The sequence below is a fragment of the Natrinema pallidum DSM 3751 genome, from assembly GCF_000337615.1.
Taxonomy (GTDB): domain Archaea; phylum Halobacteriota; class Halobacteria; order Halobacteriales; family Natrialbaceae; genus Natrinema; species Natrinema pallidum.
This window is the reverse complement of the sequence record NZ_AOII01000069.1, coordinates 40,931-63,786: the sequence shown is the minus strand read 5'-3', so window position 1 is coordinate 63,786 and position 22,856 is coordinate 40,931. Positions and strand designations below refer to the sequence as shown.

General features: G+C 66.8%; 24 protein-coding genes and 1 pseudogene. 15 read left to right on the top strand and 10 right to left on the bottom strand.

Features of this window, described 5'->3' with window-relative positions:
- Both C487_RS10920 and C487_RS10915 read right to left on the bottom strand, forming a co-directional pair.
- A pseudogene (locus tag C487_RS10920) lies at positions 1-244 on the bottom strand (methyl-accepting chemotaxis protein); the annotation flags it as partial.
- A complete protein-coding gene (locus C487_RS10915; protein WP_006185813.1) occupies positions 237-827 on the bottom strand; it encodes a heme NO-binding domain-containing protein in 591 nt (196 codons plus the stop codon). The gene C487_RS10915 and the pseudogene C487_RS10920, both read right to left, overlap by 8 nt.
- A 248-nt stretch (positions 828-1,075) precedes the next feature.
- Here C487_RS10915 and C487_RS10910 point away from each other — a divergent pair, with 248 nt between their 5' ends.
- Complete coding sequence (locus tag C487_RS10910; RefSeq protein WP_006185812.1) at positions 1,076-2,110, top strand: AIR synthase family protein; 1,035 nt, start codon at positions 1,076-1,078, stop codon at positions 2,108-2,110.
- Here C487_RS10910 and C487_RS10905 read toward each other — a convergent pair whose 3' ends face one another.
- The 3 genes from C487_RS10905 to C487_RS10895 all read right to left on the bottom strand — a co-directional run bounded on the left by C487_RS10905 (position 2,111) and on the right by C487_RS10895 (position 4,024).
- The gene (locus tag C487_RS10905; protein ID WP_006185811.1) at positions 2,111-3,313 is read right to left on the bottom strand and encodes an outer membrane protein assembly factor BamB family protein; all 1,203 of its coding nucleotides are present in this window, start codon (positions 3,311-3,313) and stop codon (positions 2,111-2,113) included. It abuts the gene before it with no gap.
- An 82-nt stretch (positions 3,314-3,395) separates the two neighbouring features.
- Positions 3,396-3,749 (bottom strand): type II toxin-antitoxin system PemK/MazF family toxin, encoded by a 354-nt coding sequence (locus C487_RS10900; protein WP_006185810.1) that lies wholly within the window; start codon positions 3,747-3,749, stop codon positions 3,396-3,398.
- Between the two features lie 2 nt (positions 3,750-3,751).
- Positions 3,752-4,024, bottom strand: a complete 273-nt coding sequence (locus C487_RS10895; RefSeq protein WP_006185809.1) for an AbrB/MazE/SpoVT family DNA-binding domain-containing protein — start codon at positions 4,022-4,024, stop codon at positions 3,752-3,754.
- Between the two features lie 158 nt (positions 4,025-4,182).
- On the opposite strand from C487_RS10895, the gene C487_RS20820 reads away from it, so the two are divergent.
- From C487_RS20820 to C487_RS10875, 5 genes are all read left to right on the top strand, one after another.
- Complete coding sequence (locus C487_RS20820) at positions 4,183-4,386, top strand: hypothetical protein (protein ID WP_162471315.1); 204 nt, start codon at positions 4,183-4,185, stop codon at positions 4,384-4,386.
- Positions 4,387-4,497: 111 nt separating this feature from the next.
- Positions 4,498-5,859, top strand: coding sequence for a bifunctional hydroxymethylpyrimidine kinase/phosphomethylpyrimidine kinase (thiD, locus tag C487_RS10890; protein WP_006185807.1), 1,362 nt, complete (start codon positions 4,498-4,500; stop codon positions 5,857-5,859).
- A complete protein-coding gene (locus tag C487_RS10885; protein ID WP_006185806.1) occupies positions 5,856-6,851 on the top strand; it encodes an LLM class flavin-dependent oxidoreductase in 996 nt (331 codons plus the stop codon). Before thiD ends, C487_RS10885 begins: the two co-directional genes overlap by 4 nt.
- A gap of 95 nt (positions 6,852-6,946) precedes the next feature.
- The gene (locus C487_RS10880) at positions 6,947-8,368 is read left to right on the top strand and encodes an APC family permease (RefSeq protein ID WP_006185805.1); all 1,422 of its coding nucleotides are present in this window, start codon (positions 6,947-6,949) and stop codon (positions 8,366-8,368) included.
- Entirely contained in the window at positions 8,365-9,114 is a 750-nt protein-coding gene (locus tag C487_RS10875) for a universal stress protein (protein ID WP_006185804.1), read from the top strand. Before C487_RS10880 ends, C487_RS10875 begins: the two co-directional genes overlap by 4 nt.
- Positions 9,115-9,166: 52 nt before the next feature.
- On the opposite strand, the gene C487_RS10870 is transcribed toward C487_RS10875, so the two are convergent.
- Complete coding sequence (locus tag C487_RS10870; RefSeq protein WP_006185803.1) at positions 9,167-9,937, bottom strand: universal stress protein; 771 nt, start codon at positions 9,935-9,937, stop codon at positions 9,167-9,169.
- 125 nt (positions 9,938-10,062) lie between these two features.
- Here C487_RS10870 and C487_RS10865 point away from each other — a divergent pair, with 125 nt between their 5' ends.
- The 5 genes from C487_RS10865 to mutS all read left to right on the top strand — a co-directional run bounded on the left by C487_RS10865 (position 10,063) and on the right by mutS (position 15,487).
- On the top strand, positions 10,063-11,196 hold the full coding sequence (locus C487_RS10865; RefSeq protein WP_049908089.1) for an ABC transporter ATP-binding protein: 1,134 nt from the start codon (positions 10,063-10,065) through the stop codon (positions 11,194-11,196).
- Complete coding sequence (locus C487_RS10860; protein WP_006185801.1) at positions 11,193-12,011, top strand: hypothetical protein; 819 nt, start codon at positions 11,193-11,195, stop codon at positions 12,009-12,011. Before C487_RS10865 ends, C487_RS10860 begins: the two co-directional genes overlap by 4 nt.
- Before the next feature lie 83 nt (positions 12,012-12,094).
- Complete coding sequence (locus tag C487_RS10855) at positions 12,095-12,340, top strand: DUF7861 family protein (protein WP_006185800.1); 246 nt, start codon at positions 12,095-12,097, stop codon at positions 12,338-12,340.
- A gap of 48 nt (positions 12,341-12,388) precedes the next feature.
- Positions 12,389-12,712 (top strand): hypothetical protein, encoded by a 324-nt coding sequence (locus tag C487_RS10850; RefSeq protein ID WP_006185799.1) that lies wholly within the window; start codon positions 12,389-12,391, stop codon positions 12,710-12,712.
- An 81-nt stretch (positions 12,713-12,793) separates the two neighbouring features.
- Entirely contained in the window at positions 12,794-15,487 is a 2,694-nt protein-coding gene (gene mutS, locus C487_RS10845) for a DNA mismatch repair protein MutS (RefSeq protein ID WP_006185798.1), read from the top strand.
- 429 nt (positions 15,488-15,916) lie between these two features.
- Here the strand turns inward: mutS and C487_RS10840 are convergent, their stop codons facing one another.
- Positions 15,917-16,111, bottom strand: coding sequence for a hypothetical protein (locus C487_RS10840; protein WP_006185796.1), 195 nt, complete (start codon positions 16,109-16,111; stop codon positions 15,917-15,919).
- Positions 16,112-16,176: 65 nt separating this feature from the next.
- Positions 16,177-16,317, bottom strand: a complete 141-nt coding sequence (locus C487_RS20640) for a hypothetical protein (RefSeq protein WP_161605711.1) — start codon at positions 16,315-16,317, stop codon at positions 16,177-16,179.
- 38 nt (positions 16,318-16,355) lie between these two features.
- On the opposite strand from C487_RS20640, the gene C487_RS10835 reads away from it, so the two are divergent.
- The 3 genes from C487_RS10835 (at position 16,356) to C487_RS10825 (ending at position 20,664) form a co-directional block, all read left to right on the top strand.
- Entirely contained in the window at positions 16,356-17,156 is an 801-nt protein-coding gene (locus C487_RS10835; RefSeq protein WP_006185794.1) for an SDR family NAD(P)-dependent oxidoreductase, read from the top strand.
- A gap of 108 nt (positions 17,157-17,264) precedes the next feature.
- Positions 17,265-19,481, top strand: coding sequence for a DNA mismatch repair endonuclease MutL (gene mutL / locus C487_RS10830; RefSeq protein WP_006185793.1), 2,217 nt, complete (start codon positions 17,265-17,267; stop codon positions 19,479-19,481).
- A gap of 262 nt (positions 19,482-19,743) precedes the next feature.
- Positions 19,744-20,664: a hypothetical protein gene (locus C487_RS10825; RefSeq protein WP_006185792.1), complete on the top strand. Its 921-nt coding sequence runs from the start codon at positions 19,744-19,746 to the stop codon at positions 20,662-20,664.
- A gap of 215 nt (positions 20,665-20,879) precedes the next feature.
- Here the strand turns inward: C487_RS10825 and C487_RS10820 are convergent, their stop codons facing one another.
- Complete coding sequence (locus C487_RS10820) at positions 20,880-21,233, bottom strand: hypothetical protein (RefSeq protein WP_006185791.1); 354 nt, start codon at positions 21,231-21,233, stop codon at positions 20,880-20,882.
- A 267-nt stretch (positions 21,234-21,500) separates the two neighbouring features.
- Here C487_RS10820 and rtcA point away from each other — a divergent pair, with 267 nt between their 5' ends.
- Complete coding sequence (gene rtcA, locus C487_RS10815; protein WP_006185790.1) at positions 21,501-22,574, top strand: RNA 3'-terminal phosphate cyclase; 1,074 nt, start codon at positions 21,501-21,503, stop codon at positions 22,572-22,574.
- A gap of 16 nt (positions 22,575-22,590) precedes the next feature.
- Here the strand turns inward: rtcA and C487_RS10810 are convergent, their stop codons facing one another.
- Positions 22,591-22,818, bottom strand: coding sequence for a hypothetical protein (locus C487_RS10810; RefSeq protein ID WP_006185789.1), 228 nt, complete (start codon positions 22,816-22,818; stop codon positions 22,591-22,593).
- Positions 22,819-22,856 lie beyond the last annotated feature (38 nt).

The window sequence follows — 22,856 nt, the reverse complement described above, 5'->3', positions numbered from 1 at the left end:
GCGCGGTTCGGGCGTTCGAGGCCGCGGCGATCCCGGCCGCGGTGCCGCCCGTCGCGACGACGCCGGCGACGCCGGCCCCGAAGACGGCCGCGGTCGGGCCGCCGAGTGCGATCGCCGCGACGGCGACGACGACCAGTCCCGCCGCGGCGGCCGCGAGGCCGAAGCCGCCCGGCCGGTCCGACTGTATCGCCCTGGGGAGCGGCGACGAGTCATTCGTCCCGCCCGCCTCGAGGGACTCAGTCATTCGTCTCCCCGCTGTGTACGTTGGCCGTGCCCGTCTCGGCGGGCGCTCGCCGCCGAATGTCGAAGACGCAGGCGTCGTCGCCCTCGTGCATGCAGGTCCGTTCCTCGGCGACGAGGTCCTCGTCGAAGCGGTCGGCGACGCCCTGGATCGCGCCGCGAGCCACGTCACAGAGTTTCCGATCCGAATCGTAGGTGATCCGGACGCGGTTCCCGTCGACCCGCTCCGACCGAATGCGCGGGGTCGTCAGCGTCGTCATGTCTCGAGTCCGTAGCGAGGTGTGAAACTGCTGAATGTTCGCGATGAGTTCGAGCCCCTCCCAGTCGTCATCGATATGGAGGTCGTAGGTCTCGAGCAACGCGGGGACGACCCACTGCCCGTACTGGGTGAGGATCGTCCGCGGGCTCTGATCGGTGAGGTCGCCGGCAGTGCGGGCGATTTCGTAGACATCGCCGTCCGGATAGACCGTGACCGGGACGTAGACCCGTTTTTCGATGTCGGCTTCCTCCTGAATCGACAGCCAGGCGTCCTCGCCGTAGGTATCGACGACGAACGACTGGAGCGTCTGCAGAATTATGCCGTGCATTCCGTCTTCCCCCGTCTCGCGGACCCGCCGGTCACCGAGCCGAACATATCAGGTATCATGAGTAGTATCTCTTCTTATGAGCGTATCCGATTAGTCTTTCACCCTGCACTGTTTGGTGGTGAAATACGTCGTGCGGGTCCCTCACTCGGACCGAATCGGCGGGAGGTATCGAAACCGGTGCCGCCGCCTGATGCCGATTACGGGGGCGAACCAGTACGCATAAGTCGTCTGACTGGTATCGGTCAGCCGTGAGCGACCTCGGAAAAATCGACCGCGCGTTCTTCGACCGGCACATCGCGCCGAACCTCGGTGCCGACCGTGATGACGTTTCCCTCGGGCCGACCCACGGCGTCGACTTCGGCGTCCTCGATATCGGCGAGCGGGCGCTGGTCACTGCGACCGACCCCCTCTCGATCCTTCCCGCCCTCGGCCTCGAGCGAGCGGCGCGCTTCGCCCTCGATCTCGTCCTCGCGGACGTGGCCGTCAGCGGCGTCCCACCGTCGCATCTCTCGATCTGTTTTACCCTCCCGGAGACGATGACCGACGCCGAGTTCGCGACGGTCTGGGAGACGATCCACGCGGAGTGTGCGGATCTCGGGGTCGCCGTCGTAACGGGGCATACGGCGCGCTACGCCGATCCGTCGCATCCGTGGGTCGGGGCTGCCACCGCGATGGGTGTCGGCGAGCACGACGATATCGTCCGCCCCGACGGTGCCCGTCCGGGCGACCGGCTACTCCTGACGAACGGCCCCGCCGTCGAATCGGTCGGTCTGCTGAGTACCCTCTTCGGCGACCAGCTTGCGCTCCCGGACGGCGTAATCGCGGACGCACAGGACCGTCTCGAGGAGGTCTATGCCGTTCGGGACGCCCTCACGGCGGCCGCCGCGGGGCCGGTCCGGGCGATGCACGACGTGACCGAGGGCGGGCTCGCCGGTGCATTGAACGAGATGGCCAACGGGGCCGACGCCCGGTTCGCGATCGACCGCGACGCCGTCCCGCTGCGCCCCGGCGTCCGCGAGGTCTGTTCGGCGCTCGAGATCGATCCCTGGGCGGCGACCAGCTGTGGCTCGCTACTGATCGCGGTCGACCCCGACGGCGTCGCCGACATCCGCGAGGCGCTCGCGGATCGGGGGACGCCGGTCGCCGAGATCGGCCGCGTCGAGTCCCTCGAGGGCGACGGCGGCGCGGTGCTGGTCGACGGTGACCCGCTCGCGCACCCGAACGCCGACCCGTCGTGGGACGCCTACGCGGAGCTGGCCGCCGCGGCGAGCGACGGCTCGTAATTACGAGAGGACGATCAGTTCGGCGGTATCGGCCCCGGTACCGCGGACGTTCGTCGTTACGAACAGCTTCGAGTCGGCGGCGGTGACGAAGCCGACCGCGCCAGTGGGCTCGTACTCGAATCGCAGATGGCGGGCTCGGTACGAGCGAACCCCGATCCCGCCGTCGATATCGATCGCGCGGAGCCGATCGCCGCCGACGTAGACCGTGTCGCCGACGATAATCGGTGGATTGCTCGCGCTCTCGCCGAGATCGAGCCGCCAGCGAACGTTTCCGTCGGCCGGATCGAGCGCGAACACCCGCGATCCCGACCGCGCGAGTACCGTCCCGTGGGCGATGGCGATGCCGTCGTCGCCGAACCCGCCGAGTTCGGCTTCCCACCTCCGCGCTCCGTCCGGCCCGAAGTACACGACCGTTCCGTCGCCGCCGACGACGGCGATGCCCCACTCGGACCCGCCGTGGTCCAGTGACTGCACCGCCGGGCCGCTCCGGATGCCGGCCTCCACGGTTCGCCGCCACTGGACAGTTCCCCACTCGTCGACGGCGTACAACTCGCCGCCGTCGGTCACGACGTAGACGTAGTCGGTGTACTTGGCGAGCGAGTACTCCGGCGTTCCCAGTAGCTCCTGTTCCCACAGTCGCTCGCCGGTCCCGGCGTCGAGCGCGTGCAGGGCGTTGCCGCCGGCGGTGAAGACGCGGCCGTTATCCCCGTCGTCGGTGACCAGTAGCGATCCCCGCCCGATGGTCGCCTCGAACGCCTCGCTCCACTCGATCTCGCCGCTCTCGAGGTCGCGAGCGACCACCGTGTTCACCTCCGAGAGGTATGCCAACTCCTTGTACACCGTCGGTGCCCCGCGGTAGGTGTGGGCCTCGTTGTCCGGGTCGATCGACCAGCGCCGGTCCCCGCTCGCCCGATCGAACGCGACCACGTCGGTTCCGGTCGTCGCGAGGACGGTCCCGTCGGTCACGACCGGGTCGGCGGCCGCGGCCGCTGACTCGAGGTCGACGCGCCAGTCGACGGTGGGGTCCTCGCGCGGCGCGACGCCGTCGGGGATCGCTCTCGAGTTCCGCGGGTCCGCACCGCCCGTCGGCCACGCGTACGACTCGTCCGTTCCGGGATCGACCGACGGACCGCCAAGACAGCCCGCGGCGGCCGCGATACCCGTCGCTCCGAGAGCAGCCAGTAGCTCGCGTCTGGAGGGCATTCGACGATAGTTGGTTCTTCGGAACGAATGTATTTTATGGAGTACCCAGGCGAACGGTCCGTGCCGCCGCGAGAGACGCCGTTCAGACCTCGCGCAAGCCGAGGCTGTACTCGAGCGCGGTGTCGACCTCGTCCATCCGATCGGCCGGCACCGATCCGACGATGTCCGTGATCCGGTCGTCGATCGAGACGGTTCGAACCTGACTACAGAGCGCGACTGAGTCCTCGCGGAGGGCACACTCGTCGGCGGGGATCAGCACTTCGAACGGATAGCGTTCGCCCCCGTAGGACGTGGTAAAGGGGACGACGATCGTCGTCGGGGCGTTTTCGTTGCCGACGTCGTTCTGGACGACGAGACAGGGTCCGGTTCCCCGCTGTTCGGAGCCGCGCGTCGGATCGAGTTCGACGACGACGATGTCGCCCCGCCGGACGTGCATCGTTACTCCTCCCAGCCGGGCGCGTCGCCGAGTGAGGCGTTCGCTTCCCGCGAGGATCCGGCCATCTCGTCCGCGAGTTCGCGGTGGTGTTCGGCGCGGCGTCGATACCCCTCCGCGAGATCCGCCCGCGACGTCGGTTTCTCGATGACGATCTTGTCACCCGCTTCGCGGATCGTCACCTCGTCACCACCGTGGATATCGAACGCCTCTCGAAGACGCTTCGGCAGCGTTACCTGCCCGCGATCGCCGACTTTCCGTGTTTCGGACTCGGCCATACATATTCATATCATATCCATACTCATAACGCTGCCGTCCGGACCGCGTGTCGTCGTTCGAAACCGATCTCGATGGGACTCGCTGGCCCCTCGTCCGCCGACGAGTCAGTCTCGAGCGACCGCGGGCAAGGCGTCCCGTCTCGAGGTCGTATCCCGCCGTGACCGACTGGCGACCTCGAACGGGAGAAGGCGGCGATCGTCGACGAACTCGAGGGGGAACGATACACGCACAAGGCTCTCAGAGAGCGGTCGCGGACCGACACGACTGCAGCGAGGCGGCCGTCAGTTGCACGATTTCGCCGCTCCACGACGCGGGCGTGATCGAACACAAACAGGGGTTCGTCGAACTCACCGACGACTGATGGCGGGCGGTTCTCAACGACCGGACGTCCTCGAGGCGTCGATCACACCGCGGACGACCCTCACCGTCGCTGACCATCACCGCTTAGTATAAGCCGGGAATACGATCCCGTATGCGAACACCAGCACCCGACAGCCGGCCGGTCGCGCTGACGATCGCCGGCAGCGACTCCGGCGGCGGCGCGGGAATTCAAGCCGACCTCGCGACGATGGCCGCCCACGGTGTCTTCGGCACGTCGGCGATCACCGCCGTCACCGCCCAGAACACCCGCGGCGTCTCGTCCTCGCACGTCCTCCCGACCGACGAGATCGACGCCCAACTCGAGGCCGTCACCGACGACTTCGCGATCGGCGCGGCGAAGACGGGCATGCTCGCGACGACCGACGTGATCGAAACCGTCGCCGAGCACGCACGGACGTTCCCGTTCCCGCTGGTCGTCGATCCCGTGATGGTCGCAACCTCCGGCGATCGACTGCTCGAGCCCGACGCGGAACGCGCCTACGAGGAACTGCTCGGCCGGGCGACGCTGGCCACGCCCAACACCGACGAGGCCGAAGTGCTGACGGACATCGCGGTCACCGACGACGAGAGCGCAGTGGCAGCCGGCGAGGCGATCCTTGAGACGGGCGTCGATGCCGTCCTCGTCAAGGGCGGCCACCTCCCCGGCGAGACGGTTCGGGACATCCTCGTCACCGACGAGACCGTCCGCACGTTCGAGCACCCGCGGGTCGGCACCGAGGCCACCCACGGCTCGGGCTGTACGCTTGGTTCGGCGATCGCGGCCCGCCTCGCCACGGGCGACCCGCTCGAGACGGCCGTCGAGGGCGCGACGGAGTTCCTCGAGCGTGCGGTGCGCTACTACTACGATGTCGGCGAGGGCCACGGCGCGGTCAACCACATGGTCGCGCTGCGAAACGAGGCCGCCAGGGAGCGAACCGCCGAGGACGTCCAGGCGATCGTCGACCGGTTCGTCGAGGCGGACGTATCGACGCTGGTCCCCGAGGTCGGGATGAACGTCGTCGGGGCGACGCCGTATGCCGACTCCGTCGCCGAGACCGCCGCCGTCGAGGGCCGGATCACGCGGACGCTGTCGGGTGTCCAGCCCAACCGCGGGGTTCGGTTCGGTGCCTCGAGTCACGTCGCTCGCTTCCTCCTCTCGGCGCGGGAGTTCGTCCCCGACCTGCGGTTCGCTGTCAACTGTCGGTTCGACGCGGCCGTCGAGGACGCGCTCGAGGCCCTCGCGTGGCCGGTCGCCGAGTACGACCGCGACCGACAGCCGGCGGAGATCAGGGAGACGGCGGACAGCACGATGGGATGGGGTGCCCGGCAGGCCTTCGCCGATCGCGACGAGCCCCCCGTCGCCGTCATCGACCGCGGTGCGGTCGGCAAGGAGGCGCTCGTCAAACTCGTCGCGGGCGATCCGGGGACGCTCGCCGATCGAACGCTGGCGCTCGACCGAGAGGTTGCCGAATGAGCGCCGACGAATCGGGGTCCACGACCGACCTCGATGTCGGCCTCATCCTGCCGCAGTACGGCACCGACATCGGAACGGTTCGGGAGACCGCACTCGAGGCCGAATCGCTCGGTTACGACGCGGTCTGGCTCGAGGATCACTTCCAGTCGTGGATCGGCGACCCGCGACGCGGTGTCCACGAACCCTGGACGACGCTGAGCGCGCTCGCCGAGGCGACGGCGCAGGTACGACTCGGCACGCTCGTCACGAGCCAGTCCTACCGCCATCCCGCGCTGCTGGCGAAGATGGCGGCGCAGGTCGACCACATCAGCGACGGCCGCCTCGAGCTCGGCCTCGGCGGCGGCTGGTACGCCGCGGAGTACGACCGCTTCGGCTACGAGTTCCGGGAGCCGCCGGCCGAACGGCTCCGCCGGCTCGCCGAGACCGTCACGATCCTGCAGGGGCTCTGGACGAACGAGACGTACAGCCACGAGGGCGAGCACCTCGAGATCGATCTCGACGAGGCGTTCTGTGAGCCCCAGCCGGTGCAAGAGCCCCATCCGCCGATCTGGATCGGCGGCGGTGGCGAGTCGTTTACGCTGCGTTACACCGCCGCCCTGGCCGACGGCTGGAACTACGGCACCCTCGAGCCCGAGGGCTTCGCGGCGAAACTCGCAGTCTTACGCGAGCACTGCGAGAGCGAGGCCCGATACGACGAAATCCGAAAATCCGCCGAACTGTTCGTCTTCGTCGGCGAGACGACCGAAGCCGCCGAAAACAAGCGCGAGGCCGTCCGCAGCGAGTTCCTGCCCGACGACGGACCGAGCGAGCCCCGCGAGTTCTTCCTCGCCGGCTACCTCGAGACGGCCCCGACGGGGACGCCGGCGGAGATACGCGAGCGGCTCGCCGACTATGCCGACGCCGGCATCGAGGAGGTCATGCTCGCGGTTCCGGACGCAGCCGCCGACGGTGACGAGAGCCTCCGGCTTCTGGCCGACGAACTCACCGGGTAGACGACCGGACGATCCGGGTCGGTTCCCGAACCGGTCGATCCCAGCCACCACCATTCGACAGCAGAGCTATAGGGCAGGCGCGAGACGCCCCCGATATGAGTGATCCGTCGTCGGCCGGTGGGACCAACGTCGCGGGAGAGTCACCACGGGTCGAGCCGACGATCGAAACCGATGAGGTGACGATCACCGACGACGCCGAACTCGAGCGAACGATCGGGCTCACCGGCGGCCTCGCTATCGGGATCGGGACGATGATCGGGGCCGGTATCTTCGTCTTTCCGGGGCTGGCTGCCGGCCGGGCCGGGCCCGCGGCGGCTGGGTCGTTCGCGATCGGCGCGTTCGTCGCCCTCCTGGTCGCGCTGCCGGCGTCCGAACTCGCAACGGCGATGCCCAAAAGCGGCGGCGGATACTACTACATCTCGCGCGGTTTAGGAACGCTTCCCGGGGCCGTCGTCGGGCTGTCACTGTGGTTCGGACTGGTGTTCGCGACGGCGTTTTACCTCGTCGGCTTCGGCTACTACGCCGTCGACACGCTCGCGGAACTCGGCGTCCCGGTGGGCGACGGCCTCGTCATCCCGCTGGCGCTGCTGTTCGGCGCTGGCGTGACCGTGCTGAACGTCACGGGGACGGAAAACGCGGCGAAGCTGCAAAACGGGATCGTTGCGTTGCTGCTGTCGATCCTGATCGTGTTTCTCAGCTACGGCGGGCTCGACACGCTGGGGATCATCGGGGAGCCGTCCGCTCCCGAACAGTTCGCGCCGTTCGGAACGACGCCCGTGTTGACGACCGCGGCGCTCGTGTTCACCTCGTATCTCGGCTTCGCGCAGGTGGCGACCGTCGCCGGCGAGATACGCGATCCCGGACGGAACCTGCCCCTCGCGATGGTCGGCTCCGTCCTCGTCGTCGGCGTCCTCTACGTCGCGGCGATCTTCGTCGCGACCGGTGCGTTCGGGAGCGATCGGCTCTCGACGTTCGGCGAAACGGCGATGGTCGAGGTCGGCCGCCACTACTTCGGTCCGGCCGGTGCGGTCGCGATCGTCTTCGGCGGACTGCTCGCGACGATGTCAAGCGCCAACGCATCGGTGCTCAGCACGTCTCGAGCCATCTACGCGGTCTCGAAGGATGCCCTGTTACCGCAGCGCGCGAGCCATATCAACCTCCGATACGGCACGCCACACGTCGCGCTGGGGATGGCCGGCGGGCCGATCCTCGTGCTGGTCGCGACCGGCCGCGTGGAACTGCTCGCGGAGGTCGCGTCGTTCCTCCATCTCGTCACGTACGGGCTGCTCTGCGTGGCCCTGCTCGCACTGCGGCGAGCCGACCCGTCGTGGTACGACCCCGACTTCCGGGTGCCCGGCTATCCCGTCGTCCCGATACTCGGCGCGCTCGCGAGCTTCGCCCTGATCGGGTTCATGCAACGGACATCACAACTCGTCGGCATCGGGATCATGCTCGCAACCGCCGGCTGGTACGCCTACTATGGCCGTGACGTGACGCTGAAGGGGGTGGTCGAATGACGCGCGTGCTGGTTCCGCTGGCGATTCTCGAGGGCGAGTCGGTTTCGACCGGCCTCCCGACGCTGCTCGCAACGATGGACGTGACCGTGCTCGGCTACCACGTCCTTCCGGAGCAGACGCCGCCGGACCAGGCTCGTCTCCAGTACGAGGACCGTGCAAACGCCGCCCTCACCGATCTCGTCGAGGCCTTCGAAGCGGCCGGCGGGAGCGCCGACCATCGCCTCGTGTTCACCCACGATCGGGAGCGAACCGTCGATCGGGTCGCCGACGAGGCCGCCGCCGACGCCTACGCCATCACGGGGGCGACCGGATCGGTCGATCGTCTCCTCGTGTCGTTGACCGGCGACGTCGCCGTCGACCGGATCACCGCGTTCGTCGCCGAACTGGTCGGCGACCGCGAGATCGGCGTCACGCTCTTTCTGGCAACCGACGACGAACCCGGCGGTCGGGAATCGATCGCGGCGGCTGCCGACTCCCTCGCCGAACGCGGACTCGATGTCGAGACCACCCTCGCGGTCGACGAACCGCCACTCGAGGCGCTCGTCGAGGCTGCGACGAGCCACGATGCGATCGTCATGGGCGAACGGTCCCCGTCGCTTCGGTCGTTCCTCCTCGGCGAGGAGGCCGAGCGCATCGCTGCCGAGGCGGTCGGGCCGGTGATCGTCGTCCGCGAGGAGAGCGCCGACGCGGCAGCGACTCGTGAGCAGGGGATGGACGCCGATCGCGCGTCGCAACCCGAGGACTGAGGTTCTGGGGCCGGTCGGCCGGTCAGTCCCCTCGCCCCCGCGAGACGGCCGGTCAGTTCGGTCCCGGTTGTGAGCCGCCGGCCGTGTCCCCGCCGTCTGCCGGCTCGAGGTACTCGCCGCGAATCACCAACACCGGATCGACCGTCCGCCGGGCCAGTCGTTTGGCGCGGTCCCGGAAGATGACTCGACGGATGGACGGGCGACTCTCACCGGCTACCAGGAGGTCGTGGTCGGCCGCCGCCTCGACGATCGCGTCCGTGGGCGAATCGTCGACGACGACCGCGCTATCGATCCGGCCGCCGTCGACCCCCGCAGCGATCAGTTCCGACCGGGCCGTCTCGAGTAGTTCCGTTCCCGCCGCCCGCTTCGATTCGTCCGACGCAACGTGAAAGAGCGTGAGTTCGAGGGTCGTGCCGTCGAGGATCGTCGCGAGCAACCGGGCGATATGCTCGATGTTGACCTCGCTTCGAACCGCGACGAGTATCGTCTCGAGGACGGGTGCCGGATTGAGCACCAGGACAGCGTCACAGGAGTCGTCGACGGCGACCCGTTCGAACGTTTCCAGCCGGTCGTGGGTGAAGGCCAGTCGCGATGTCACGTCACAGCCCGCCTCCTCGAAGACCGTCCGCAACTCCTCGAGTTCGGCCCGGGCGCGGTCGCCGTACTGCGTGCGTGCCTGATCCGTTCCGGTCTGATCGGGGAGTTCGCGATAGCCGAGCAGGACGACCGGAATCGACGCGAGCGCGTCGACGATCGTCTGCGGGACGCTTTCCCCCTCGAAGATGGCGACCGGAATCAACACGCAATGGTCGCGGTCTGACATGGCTGACGAGTCGTCCTCCCACGGGCAGCGTAATATATCCCGGACTACGGACGCAGGAACTGCTCTCGAGGCAGAGCGCGGGTGCGGCCGCGCGTTTTTGTAGCTCGGTCACTTAAACCAGCACTGTGACGGCGCGAGGAAACAGCGGGCCGACGAACGGACCGGATGCCGTGGCTACGTACAGTGAGAAAGCAGGCGCGACTCCCGACGACGACGCGGTGGGGACCGGTCGGGTGAGCGGGACGGCGCGGCCGCCGGTCGAGACGCGCCCGGACAGCAGCGAGCCGTCGGCGACGGACGACCGCGACATCGCCGTCTCCGTCACCGGACTGTCCAAGCGGTTCGGAGACGGCGAGACGGCGGTTACCGCAGTCGACGACGTCGGCTTCGACATCGAGACCGGCTCGATCGTGGGCCTGTTGGGGCCCAACGGTGCCGGCAAGACGACCCTCATCAAGTCGCTCCTCGGGATGGTCGTGCCGGACGCGGGCAGCGTCCGGATCCGCGGTATCGACCTCCGGGAGCGACCGCGGGCGGCCTACAGCGCCGTCGACGCGATGCTCGAGGGGGCGCGAAACGATTACTGGCGGTTGACCGTCCGGGAGAACCTCCGCTATTTCGCCACGATCAGCGGCGTCGACCCGAACTCGGTCCGCGACCGCCACGACCGGCTGCTGGCTCAACTCGACCTCGAGGCGAAGGCGAACGTTCCGGTCCGCGATCTCTCCCGGGGGATGAAACAGAAGGTGTCGCTGGCGAGCGTCCTCGCCGGTGGTGCCGAGGTCGTCTTCCTCGACGAACCCACGCTCGGGTTGGACATCGAGAGTTCCCGGACGCTCCAGCGGGAACTGCGACGCCTCGCCGAAGAGGAGGACCTCACCGTCGTCCTCAGCAGCCACGATATGGATGTCGTCGAGACGGTCTGTGATCGCGTCCTCATCATGTCCGACGGGGCGATCATCGCGGACGACACCGTCGACGCCTTGCTTTCCGACACGGACCGCCACTGCGTTCGGATCACGAGCGCCGACATCGACGCCGCGCTCGTCTCGCGGCTCCGACGGCGCTTCGACGCGATCGAGGCCGAGCGACGCGACGCCGGCCACCGGATCGAGGTCGTGACCGACAGCGACGGCTTCTACGAGCTGCTGGCGACACTCCGCGGCGACGGCGTGACCCTCGAGCGCGTCCGGACGGTCGAGCCCGACCTCGAGGACGTCTTCGTCGAACTGACGAGCGGCGACCGAGGTGACCGATGAGCGCGGGTGCGGGTCGACAGGACGCGACCGAAACGCCGCGACCGGCCGGCTACCGACATCTCGCGCGGGCCGTCCTCTACCGCGAGTACCTGATCTTCGTTCGCTATCCCGCAAACGCCATCGGCGGACTCGTCGCCTCGGTGTTCTTCTTTGGGCTGTTGTTTTACGGCGGTCGGGCGATCGCCGGACAGGCGCTGACCGACTCCATCGAGGGGATCATCGTCGGCTACTTCCTGTGGTCGCTCTCTGTCGGGGCGTACTCTTCGATCGCGAACGACATCGGGAGCGAGGTCCAGTGGGGGACCCTCGAGCGCCACGTGATGTCGCCGTTTGGCTTCGCGCCCGTGGCGCTGTTGAAGGGCCTCGCCAAGATCGTCCGGTCGTTCGTCACCTCGTCGGTACTGCTTGCGATAATGCTCCTCCTCACCGGGCGGAGTCTCGAGTTAAACGTGGGGACGATCGTCGTCGTCGCGACGTGCAGCATCGTCTCGGTGCTGGGGCTCGGGCTGGCCGCCGGCGGCGTGACCGTCCTCTACAAGCGGGTCGGCAACTGGCTCAACCTGCTCCAGTTCGGCTTTATCGTGTTGATCTCCGCACCCGCGTTCGACCTCGGCTGGCTGCGGTTCCTCCCGCTCGCCCAGGGCAGCGCGCTCCTCCAGCGGACGATGATCGATAACGTTCGCCTCTGGGAGTTCCCGGCGGCCGATCTCGCGGTCCTGCTCGCGGTCGCCGTCGGGTACCTCGCGCTCGGCTACGCGGTCTTCCGGTACGCGACCCGCCGGGCGAGACGGCTCGGCGTCCTCGGGGACTACTGACCTGTCTCCGGGTCGCGCGGCCCGGCGGCAGCCGGAGCCGCTGCCCCCGCCAGACTCACCCCCTCGGCACCCGTTCGTCCGGTATGGCCCACGATAGAATCCACGCGCGGAAACCGACACACGACCTCGAGCGATGGTCGGTCGGAACGATCGCCGCCGTCTCCGAGCGGGACGGCCACGCCGTCTTCGAGGTGACGGCCGAGGACGGCGAGTCGATCGAACTCGTCGTGACCCTCGCGATTCGGGACCTCGTCCTGCGGCGACTCGACCTCGCGGCCGACGAGTCGCCGGTCGGTGCCCGCGTCTGGTACCGCACCCGCGGCGGCTGACGGCCGCGGATCGACACCTAGTTTTCGGTGGCAACGGTACCGCGGAGCATGGTCGAGAGCCCGTTCGATGTCGAGATCGAGGTGGGGGAAATACTCGAGGCCGAACCGTTCCCCGAGGCCGAGAAGCCGAAGATGACCAAACTGTGGATCGACCTCGGCGACGAGGAGATCCAGTCCGCGGCACAGTTGGATCACCACTACGACGCCGCCGACCTCGAGGGTCGACAGGTACTCTGTGCGACGAATCTCGGCTCCGTGCGGATCGCGGGGTTCAAATCGGAGGCGCTGACCGTCGGCGTTCCCAGTGAGGAGGGGTATCCCGTGTTGGTGTCGCCCGACGATGACGTACCGTTGGGCGGGGCACTGTACTGATCGCGCTCGGTAGCGTCGCCGACCGACTACGTTCACCGTGGATCCCGCAGGGTTTTTGCGGTGGAGGGATAGTCTCCGGATATGACCGAGGCGACGGGGATCGTCGGAGAGTTTTTCTCCCTCAAAGAGGGCACCGACGCCGATTTACTGGCGATGCAGTGTGGCGACTTCTACGAGTTCTTCGGCGAGGACGCCGAACTCGTCAGCGAGGAACTCGACCTCAAGGTGTCACAGAAGTCCTCTCACGGCTCGTCCTATCCCATGGCCGGCGTGCCGCTCGACGACCTGACGCCCTATCTCAAGGCCCTCGTCGAGCGAGGCTATCGCGTCGCCGTCGCCGACCAGTACGAGACCGAGTCCGGCCACGCCCGCGAGATCGTCCGCGTCGTGACCCCCGGGACGCTCCTCGAGACCAGCGACGCCGACGCCCAGTACCTCGCGGCGGTCGTCGACGGCGGGAGCGCCGATGGCTCGAGCGGCGGTGAATCCGGGTACGGACTCGCCGTCGCCGACGTGACGACGGGGCGATTCCTCGTCGCGGACGCCGACGATGCCGACGACGCGCTGACGGAACTCTATCGGTTCGATCCGGTCGAGGTCCTGCCGGGACCGGCCGTGCGAACCGACGACGAACTGCTGACGACCGTTCGCGAGCGCATCGACGCCACCCTGACCCTCCACGAGACCGAATCGTTCGCGCCCAAGCGGGCGGCCCACACGGTTCGCGAGCAGTTCGGCACCGAGACCGTCGACCGACTCTCGGTCGGCGAACCGACAATCGCGGCGGCCGGCGCGATCCTCTCCTACGTCGCGGAGACCGGCGCGGGCGTGCTCGCTTCCATGACCCGCATTCAGGCCCACCACGGCGACGACCACGTCACGCTCGATGCGACCACCCAGCGCAACCTCGAGTTGACCGAGACGATGCAAGGCGAGCGCGACGGCTCGCTGTTCGCGACGATCGACCACACCGAGACCAGCGCCGGCGGCCGCCTGTTGAAGGAGTGGCTCCAGCGCCCGCGGCGCTCGCCCGCGACGCTCGAGGACCGTCAGGAGAGCGTGGCCGCGCTCTCGACGGCGGCGCTCGCCCGCGACGAGATTCAGGAGACGCTCGGCGAGGCTTACGATCTGGCTCGCCTCGCCTCGAAGGCGACCCACGGCAGCGCCGACGCGCGGGATCTCCTCGCGGTCCGGGAGACGCTGGCAGTGCTACCCGCGCTGGCCGACTCGATCGAGTCGAACCCGGAGCTGGCCGACTCGCCGCTCTCCGAGATCGTCGACCGACCGGATCGAGATGCCGCCCGGCAACTCCGGGACACGCTCGCGGACGCTATCGCCGAGGACCCGCCATCGACGGTGACGCAGGGGGAACTCCTTCAGCAGGGGTACGACGACGAACTCGACGAGGTGATCGAGCGCCACGAGGCGATCAGGGAGTGGCTCGACACGCTCGCCGATCGCGAGAAGCGCCAGTACGGACTCTCACACGTCACGGTCGACCGGAACAAGACCGACGGCTACTACATTCAGGTCGGCAAATCCGCCGCCGACGGCGTCCCCGACCACTACGAGGAGATCAAGACGCTGAAGAACTCGAAGCGCTTTACCACCGACGAACTCGAGGAGAAGGAACGCGAAATCCTCCGGCTCGAGGACCGGCGCGGCGACCTCGAGTACGAACTCTTCGCGGACCTCCGCGAGGAAGTCGCCGCGCGGGCCGAACTGCTGCAAGACGTCGGCCGGGCGCTGGCGACGGTCGACGCGCTCGCGAGCCTGGCGACACACGCCGCCGAAAACCGCTGGGTACAGCCCGACCTCCATCGAGGCGACCGCCTCGAGATCGACCAGGGCCGTCACCCGGTCGTCGAGCAGACGACGGAGTTCGTTCCCAACGACGTGCGGCTGGACGAGGATCGCGGCTTCCTCGTGGTTACCGGGCCCAACATGTCCGGGAAATCGACCTATATGCGCCAGGTCGCCTGTATCGTCCTCCTGGCACAGGTCGGCAGTTTCGTCCCCGCCGAGGGGGCCGAGATCGGGCTGGTCGACGGCATCTTCACCCGCGTCGGCGCGTTGGACGAACTCGCACAGGGCCGCTCGACGTTTATGGTCGAGATGAGCGAACTCTCGAACATCCTCCACACCGCGACCGAGGAATCGCTGGTCATTTTGGACGAGGTAGGCCGCGGAACGGCGACCTACGACGGCATTTCGATCGCCTGGGCCGCGACCGAGTACCTCCACAACGAGGTCAAAGCGAAGACGCTCTTTGCCACACACTACCACGAACTGACCGGGCTCGCCGACACCCTCCCGCGCGTGGCCAACGTCCACGTTGCCGCGGACGAACGCGACGGCGAGGTCACCTTCCTCCGGACCGTTCGCGACGGCCCGACGGATCGCAGCTACGGGATTCACGTCGCCGACCTCGCCGGGGTTCCCGATCCCGTCGTCGACCGCTCGAGGGACGTCTTGGAGCGGCTACGCGAGGAAAAAGCCATCGAGGCGAAGGGCGGCGGATCGAGCGAACCCGTCCAGGCCACGTTCGATCTGGGCAGCGGAACGATGCGGACGCAAACGGTGGCCCAGGGACAGACCCCGTCTCGGTCGGCGTCGACCGACGGCGGCCCGCCGGAGGCCGCGTCCGAGACGCGATCGATCGATCCCGAGACCGAAGCCGTTCTCGAGGAACTCGAGTCGCTCGACGTGAACACGACGCCGCCGATCGAACTCGTCTCGACGGTCCAGGAACTCCAGGAGCGACTCGAGGAGTGACTGCATGCGAGGGCGGTGCGCCGCTCGAACCCGCTGCAGTGCGAGTCAGTGCCGTCACCGGCGCGGCGTCCCTGGATAGGGATGTCGGCGTCGGACGGTCTCCCCGACACCGTAGCTACCCAGTGACACACCACGTTTCCGGTGAACGCTGACTGCTGATGCCGGAAGCGTCGGCCGCCCTGCCGCTCGTCGGCCTGCGGTTTCGGTGCGTCAGTCGTGGGCTTCGCCCGCCCCGGACCACGGATTCGACGGCGGCCTCCGTGCTCCCACTGCGCTAGACTCGTCGTTCCGGTCGAGCCGTACGGGTCTTCGGGACGGCGCTCGCGAGGAGTGGCCGTGAACCGAGGGATCTCGTCGACGAACCGCGGTTCAGTTCTGTGGCGCGACTCGTGGCGGTCGGTCTCGAGTCCACAGTCGGCCAACGGGACGTTAGCACAGTTCGCCCAGATCGCGCCAGTCGTAACAATCGCGGAGATCGACTTCGAGCTCGAGCCCGCAGCCCTCGCAGTAAAAGGCGACCGTCCGGTATCCGGGCTGAAATTCCTCCCATTCACCGTGGTCGTTGCATTCGATTCGAATCCCTCGTTCTCCCCTTTCGGGGACGTCGACGGTGTAGTTGTGCATGGTGATGGAACACTCCGTCTCCGAACTCGACGGGGGTATCGACCATCGGAGTGCCCTTAGACCTTTCACCGATCCGCGGACCGAGCCCAGCACCACGGGTAGGACCGGCCGACGCCGTCGCTGCCCGGGTACCCGCCCGGCCGCTCCCGTCCGTCAGGCTCGAGGGTCGCCTCCAGGTGCTCGTCGAGCACGGCGGTTCCCACCATCGGTAGAATTTTGAGACGCTGGGACACCCGTTAGCACGATGCACGAGCCAGACTTCGACGTGGCGGGACGGACCGCGATCGTCACCGGTGCGAGTCAGGGAATCGGCCAAGCGATCGCGGAGACGCTCGCAGCGAGCGGCGCGAACGTGTCGATCTGCTCCCGGTCGATGGACCGCGTGGGGCCGGTCGCCGAGGGAATCAACGCGGCCGCGGACACGGGTGAGGCCATCGCCGTCGAGTGTAACGTCCGCGAGCGCGAACAGGTCCGGACTCTCGTCGACGACACCGTCGACGAGTTCGGCGACGTCGACATCCTCGTGAACAACGCCGGCGGGGAGTTCGTCGCGCCGTTCGAGGACATCTCGGCCAACGGCTGGAAGACCATCGTTGACCTCAACCTCAACAGCACCGTCCACTGTACGCAACTCGCCGGCAAGGTCATGCGCGAGGGCTCCGGCGGCGTCATCATCAACCTCTCGAGCGTGAACGGCCAGCACGCCGCGCCCGGCGAGAGCCACTACGGCGCGTCGAAGGCCGCGATCATCAGCCTGACCGAAACCCTCGCCACGGAGTGGGCCGAGGACGGCATCCGCGTCAACTGCATCGCACCCGGCCTGATCCAGACGCCCGGCGTCGCCGACACGCTCGGCATCGACAGCGAGGCCATGCCGCCCCGCGAGGAACCCGATCGCCGCATCGGTCACGCCGCGGAAATCGCCGATGTCGTCCAGTTTCTTGCCAGCCCGGCCGCCTCCTTCATGACCGGCGAGACGGTGACGGTGAAAGGCGTTCCCCGCGCCGGCAATTCGATGTCCCAGGACCTCGGTCTCGAGGACTGACGACCGGACGGGACTGCCCAGGACGTAAGACCTAACCACACGCCGTCTGTACCTGTAGCCGACACAGCAGGCGCGTCGGAGCGATCCCCATACCGACGCCGACTCACCATGAGTGACGAGCACACCCCCCCGCAGGACGCCACCGAGATCCACGAGTTAGACGAGGATACCGTCGCCCGCATCGCCGCCGGCGAGGTCGTCGAGCGCCCCGCCAGCGCGGTGAAGGAACTCGTCGAGAACAGCTTAGATGCCGACGCCTCGAGCGTCGACGTCACCGTCGAGGAGGGCGGCACCGAACTGATCCGGGTCGCCGACGACGGCCACGGGATGACCGAGGCCGCCCTCCGGACGGCCGTCCGCGAGCACACGACCAGCAAGATCGACGGCCTCGAGGACTTGGAATCCGGCGTCGCCACGCTTGGTTTCCGCGGCGAGGCGTTGCACACCATCGGCTCGGTGTCGCGCATGACCGTTCGGTCGCGGCCCCGCGGCGGGGACGGTGCGGGGACGGAACTCGTCTACGAGGGCGGCGACGTGACCAGCGTCGAGCCGACGGGCTGTCCCGCGGGGACGACGGTCGAGATCGAGGACCTGTTCTACAACACGCCGGCCCGCCGGAAGTTCCTCAAGACGACCGCGACGGAGTTCGCCCACGTCAACCGCGTCGTCACCCGCTACGCCCTCGCGAACCCGGACGTGGCGGTCACGCTGACCCACGACGGTCGCGAGGTGTTTTCGACGACGGGCCAGGGCGACCTGCAGGCCGCCGTACTGGCGGTCTACGGCCGCGAGGTTGCCTCGTCGATGATCCCCGTCGACGCCGACGGCGACGACCTCCCGCCGGGCCCTCTCGAGTCCGTTTCCGGCCTCGTTTCCCACCCCGAAACGAATCGCTCGAGTCGGGATTACCTCGCAACGTACGTCAACGGTCGCGCCGTGACCGCTGACGCCGTCCGCGAGGGGATCATGGGGGCATACGGCACGCAACTGGGCGGCGACCGGTACCCCTTCGTCACCCTCTTCCTCGCGGTGCCCGGCGACGCGGTCGACGTGAACGTCCACCCGCGCAAACGGGAGGTCCGCTTCGACGACGACGACGCGGTCCGCCGGCAGGTCGACGCCGCGGTCGAGAGTGCCCTGCTCGAGCACGGTCTCCTTCGGTCCCGCGCACCCCGCGGCCGGTCGGCACCGGGCGAGGCACGAGTCGATCCCGGTGATCGCGGGACCACGGATACGGCGTCCGGGAAACCCGACGGTGAATCCGCGACCCTCGAAACCGGTCTCGAGACGGCGTCGACCGCCGCGGAAGCGACCGACAGCGGAACCGAATCGACAGCCTCGGACGGGGAGGCAGACCCGGACACCCAGCCACCGTCCGGTGAGCCCGCGACCGTAGGGTCCGGGACCGACTCGAGCGACTCGGACGATCCCGGCGACGGACGCTCCGCGGACCCGCACGCTGCCTCGAGCCACACGGACACCCCAGCGACGAACGCGACGGCGGCAAGCGCCGAGTCGGGATCGGAAACGGACGGCGACGTTGCAGCCGAGCCGAGCGGAACGGGAGACGGCCCGAGTCGGTCCGATGCGGAGCGAAACGCCGAGTTGACCGGGGATCGAGACCGGGAACGCGATTCGCGTCCGGCGCGCAAGTTCGACGCTACGACCGACCAGCGGACGCTAACCGGCGAGACTGCGACGGGCGAGGCGACCGCGTTCGACTCGCTGCCCACCCTGCGAGTGCTCGGTCAACTCCGCGACACCTATCTGGTCTGTGAAGCCCCCGACGGCCTCGTCCTGATCGACCAGCACGCCGCCGACGAACGGGTCAACTACGAACGCCTGCAGGCCGCGTTCGCGGACGACCCGACTGCGCAGGCGCTTGCCGAACCGGTCGAACTCGAGTTGACCGCGGCCGAAGCGGAAGCCTTCGACCATTACAACGAGGCGCTCTCCCGACTCGGCTTCTACGCCGACCGGATCGACGACCGCACGGTCGCCGTAACGACCGTGCCCGCAGTGCTCGCGGAGACGCTCGAGCCAGAGCGGTTGCGTGACGTGCTCGCCTCGTTCGTCGACGGCGACCGCGAGGCCGGTGCCGAGACGGTCGACGCGATGGCCGACGAGTTCCTCGGCGATCTGGCCTGCTACCCGTCGCTCACCGGGAACACGTCGTTGACGGAGGGGTCGATCGTCGACCTATTGGACGCGTTAGACGACTGCGAGAACCCCTATTCCTGCCCCCACGGACGACCGGTACTCGTCCGGTTCGACGACCGCGAACTCGAGGACCGGTTCGAGCGGGACTATCCGGGTCATCAGTAGTAGCACCCGTCAAATCGGGCAGTTTCCGATGCACTCGAGTTCTCCGATGACCCGAACCGAACTTGCTGCGAGGGTTCGCGACCAGTAGCAAGCGCAGCCGTTGTGAGCGTACTAGTCCCGTCGATGCCACCTTTCAATGATCTCGATCTGGGAGCGCACGATACTTATTTTAATCCCAATATAAATACTTAAAAATAATATAATGCATTGTGTTTATTACAGAGATAGATAATTAATGTCTGATCGAGAGTCCAACTCAGGTATGCAGAGCCGAAGAGCGGTCCTGAAAAAGAGCGCGATCGGCACGAGTATCGGTATCAGTGGGTTAATTGGGCCAGTTAGCGCTGAATCAGTCGACGAGGACGAAGTCAAGAAACTCGAAGAACATCCCCACGTCCAGCAGATACTGTCGGAAATTGATCAACAGTCGTTACCGAACGCAGAGTACATCGAAAAGCGACGGATCGGGGAAGACGGCGAACTGTCGATGCTGAAAGCGGAGTACGGCTTCGGTACCCTCGTCATCGCGAAATATGGCGGCGAAGTCGGTGCGATGTTCGCATTCGACGTTGATCAGCGGTCGCAACTTCCGAAGAACTATCCGTCAGTCCCCGGTGGTGCTGGCTCGCTACTCGGGAGCGACGAGGGAGTTATATTCAGACGGCCTGCGACCGGTCGAGAGGAAGAGTTGGTGCTGTCAGCCCTCGACGTTGACGGTGAGATCGCGAGCGCTCAGGTATTCACTGGGACCAATGTCGATGGATTTCATGCGAACGTCGGTATCGAAGCCGCGGAAACGAGTGACACGGGGGTCCGGAGTTTCCGCATCACGGTCGATCAGGGGTCGTTTGATTCGAAACGACAGGAACTCACTCCTGGGTTTGAATCTCGGTTTTCCGTCGAACCTGTCGACGAAGTCGAGGTTGCCGCCGTCGGCTCGACTATTAAACGGATCATCATTGATTGGGCTGAAGGGTTCCTCGCGAAGGAGCTGTCGGAACTCGTTGGTCCATGCGGACCGTCGTGTACCAGCTGTGCAGATTGGATCATCAGTTTGGCACTGGACTGCAGGACCTGTGGGCCCGTTTGTACGACTAGCACGAGCGGCGTTGGGGCGTTCGTGTGTGTCCTCCAGTGTGGCGGTCCGCGAGTTTGCTCGTCGTACGGAACGCGTGCATGTTGACTGATCTCATTGTCTCCGGGTCGTTATTCTGCCGGGGCAAGCCGGCCCGATCGATAGTAGCCATTGCGAGTCACCGCATACCCGATCGCACGATGGTTGTGCGATCGGTCTGGAACTCGTATCACCACTTTCGGATGGATAGAGCGATCCCGCGGATTGCCGTGCGTAGGCTCCGTCTGTGGTGGCGACTCCGTAAGTTCACTCGTGAGAGAACGTCACTGGCGTCGAAGCTCTATCAGCTGATATACACCAATTACGGTGAGAAAGATGCCGATGATGATGCCATTTCCTTTCACCGACAGAAGAGTCGGTTCAAACATCACTACGAACGTGATAATACCGACACCCACGACGATCCAAAACAGTCCATTGACCCAAGAGCTAGCTGACGTGAGTTCTCCGATATCGGGGTCCCAATAGACGAACAATCCACAAAGGACGAAGAAAGTACTGACCGCGATTCCGGTACTCTTGTTAGAACCGCCGGACGGACCAACGGCAAAAATACCAATACCCGCAATACCGAGGAGTATGATAGTGATACCAGTCGATCGATGGTTTTCATCCATACCTTTCACCTCTATTCCGGTATACTCTCCCCTATTTTAAAATAAATGGGTTCGAATCCATGTTTTTGATCTGTGTAGAGTACTTCGACGCTGATAATTGGAAACCCCCGTCGTTGTAACGAACCTCTTTGAAACGGCTACCACAGCCACAGGTATTTTACAGCCGGTTTACGGATACTCGGCTCGAATGAACAGTTGCCCACCGGCCCACGAGCGACACGAACCGACGTCGGCACTAGTAGGTGACTTGAGACCCAATCCCCGCACATGACGACCTCTCGCGAACTCGACGGCTCGAGCGCCGGCGGCCAGTTTCTCCGAACGGCGCTCGCGCTGTCGGTCCTGGAGAACGAGCCGGTTCGACTCGAGCACGTCCGCGGTGACCGTTCGACGCCCGGGCTTCGCCACCAGCATCTGGCTGTCCTCGAGACGATGGCCGAACTCTGTGAGGCTGACGTCGCGGGTGCCGAACTGGGTGCGGAGACGGTCGCGTTTGATCCGGGTCTCGAGTCCGCTGATGGTTCCGGGCACGGGGGACTCGAGGGCGGAACGTACGCCGTCGACATCGGAACCGCCGGCAGCGCGACGCTGCTGTGCAACGCCCTCCTGCCGCTGGCGACGATCCTCGAGTCCCCGCTCTCGGTGACGGTTACCGGCGGGACGGACGTGGCGTGGTCGCCGCCGCTCGACTATTTCCGCTACGTCAAACTCCCCTTGATCCGCCGGTTCGGCGTCGAAGCCGCCTGCGAGGTCGACCGGCGCGGGTTCTATCCCGACGGCGGCGGCGAGGTCACGCTCCGACTCGCGCCCTCGCGCCTCGAGCCGATCACCCTCACCGAACGGGGACCGCTCGACGGGCTTCGCATCTCCTCGACCGAGTCGGAATCGCTGGCCGACCGCGATGTCGCGTCCCGGCAGGCCGAAGGCGCGCTCGAGCGACTGGACTCGGCGGCCGGTCTCGAACTGACGACGCGCTGTGAGACGACGACGGCGAGTCCCTCGCCCGGCTCCGCGCTGGTGCTCCGCATCGATCATGGGACCGGCGTCGCCGGCTTCTCCGCCCTCGGGGAGCGCGGGAAACCAGCCGAGCGCGTCGGCGAAGAGGCCGCCGACGCCGCGAATCGCTTTCTCGAGGGGGCGGCACCGGTCGATCGACACATGGCCGATCAGTTGCTCGTCTGTCTCGCGCTCGCGGGCGGACGGATGCGGATTCCCGCCGTGACCGACCACGTCGAGACGCGGTGTACGCTGCTCGAGGCGTTCGGGGTCGACGTGGGACTCGAGCGGGAGGACGGGACGGCGGTGGTGTCGGTCACGTCGTCGCTGGACGTGGGTCCGTAGTTCGTCGGTTCTGGGGTTACTGCCGTTCTCGGTTCAGCAGTCCCGCCAGGACAACCAGCAGGAAAATCACGAGGATACCGCCTCCCGTGACCGCGAGCGCGAACGTCGGGTCTGCGAGCGGAAGCGTCCCCAGATACGCCACGAGTCGGCTGCTCACTGCCATGACACAGATAAACACGATAGCGAGCCCCATGAAGAGGAGTTGGTAGTCGAACCACGCTTTGAGTCCGTCTGACGACACCATCCGTGAACGTGTTAGAACAGCGATGGTATAGCCTTTCG

Excerpts from the sequence above, each read along its gene's own strand:
- C487_RS10915 (WP_006185813.1), bottom strand. The coding sequence starts at position 827 with ATGCACGGCATAATTCTGCAGACGCTCCAGTCGTTCGTCGTCGATACC.
- C487_RS10905 (WP_006185811.1), bottom strand. The coding sequence starts at position 3,313 with ATGCCCTCCAGACGCGAGCTACTGGCTGCTCTCGGAGCGACGGGTATC.
- C487_RS10900 (WP_006185810.1), bottom strand. The coding sequence starts at position 3,749 with ATGCACGTCCGGCGGGGCGACATCGTCGTCGTCGAACTCGATCCGACG.
- C487_RS10895 (WP_006185809.1), bottom strand. The coding sequence starts at position 4,024 with ATGGCCGAGTCCGAAACACGGAAAGTCGGCGATCGCGGGCAGGTAACG.
- thiD (WP_006185807.1), top strand. The coding sequence starts at position 4,498 with ATGCGAACACCAGCACCCGACAGCCGGCCGGTCGCGCTGACGATCGCC.
- C487_RS10885 (WP_006185806.1), top strand. The coding sequence starts at position 5,856 with ATGAGCGCCGACGAATCGGGGTCCACGACCGACCTCGATGTCGGCCTC.
- C487_RS10880 (WP_006185805.1), top strand. The coding sequence starts at position 6,947 with ATGAGTGATCCGTCGTCGGCCGGTGGGACCAACGTCGCGGGAGAGTCA.
- C487_RS10875 (WP_006185804.1), top strand. The coding sequence starts at position 8,365 with ATGACGCGCGTGCTGGTTCCGCTGGCGATTCTCGAGGGCGAGTCGGTT.
- C487_RS10870 (WP_006185803.1), bottom strand. The coding sequence starts at position 9,937 with ATGTCAGACCGCGACCATTGCGTGTTGATTCCGGTCGCCATCTTCGAG.
- C487_RS10860 (WP_006185801.1), top strand. The coding sequence starts at position 11,193 with ATGAGCGCGGGTGCGGGTCGACAGGACGCGACCGAAACGCCGCGACCG.
- C487_RS10855 (WP_006185800.1), top strand. The coding sequence starts at position 12,095 with ATGGCCCACGATAGAATCCACGCGCGGAAACCGACACACGACCTCGAG.
- C487_RS10850 (WP_006185799.1), top strand. The coding sequence starts at position 12,389 with ATGGTCGAGAGCCCGTTCGATGTCGAGATCGAGGTGGGGGAAATACTC.
- mutS (WP_006185798.1), top strand. The coding sequence starts at position 12,794 with ATGACCGAGGCGACGGGGATCGTCGGAGAGTTTTTCTCCCTCAAAGAG.
- C487_RS10840 (WP_006185796.1), bottom strand. The coding sequence starts at position 16,111 with ATGCACAACTACACCGTCGACGTCCCCGAAAGGGGAGAACGAGGGATT.
- C487_RS20640 (WP_161605711.1), bottom strand. The coding sequence starts at position 16,317 with ATGGTGGGAACCGCCGTGCTCGACGAGCACCTGGAGGCGACCCTCGAG.
- C487_RS10835 (WP_006185794.1), top strand. The coding sequence starts at position 16,356 with ATGCACGAGCCAGACTTCGACGTGGCGGGACGGACCGCGATCGTCACC.
- mutL (WP_006185793.1), top strand. The coding sequence starts at position 17,265 with ATGAGTGACGAGCACACCCCCCCGCAGGACGCCACCGAGATCCACGAG.
- C487_RS10825 (WP_006185792.1), top strand. The coding sequence starts at position 19,744 with ATGCAGAGCCGAAGAGCGGTCCTGAAAAAGAGCGCGATCGGCACGAGT.
- C487_RS10820 (WP_006185791.1), bottom strand. The coding sequence starts at position 21,233 with ATGGATGAAAACCATCGATCGACTGGTATCACTATCATACTCCTCGGT.
- rtcA (WP_006185790.1), top strand. The coding sequence starts at position 21,501 with ATGACGACCTCTCGCGAACTCGACGGCTCGAGCGCCGGCGGCCAGTTT.
- C487_RS10810 (WP_006185789.1), bottom strand. The coding sequence starts at position 22,818 with ATGGTGTCGTCAGACGGACTCAAAGCGTGGTTCGACTACCAACTCCTC.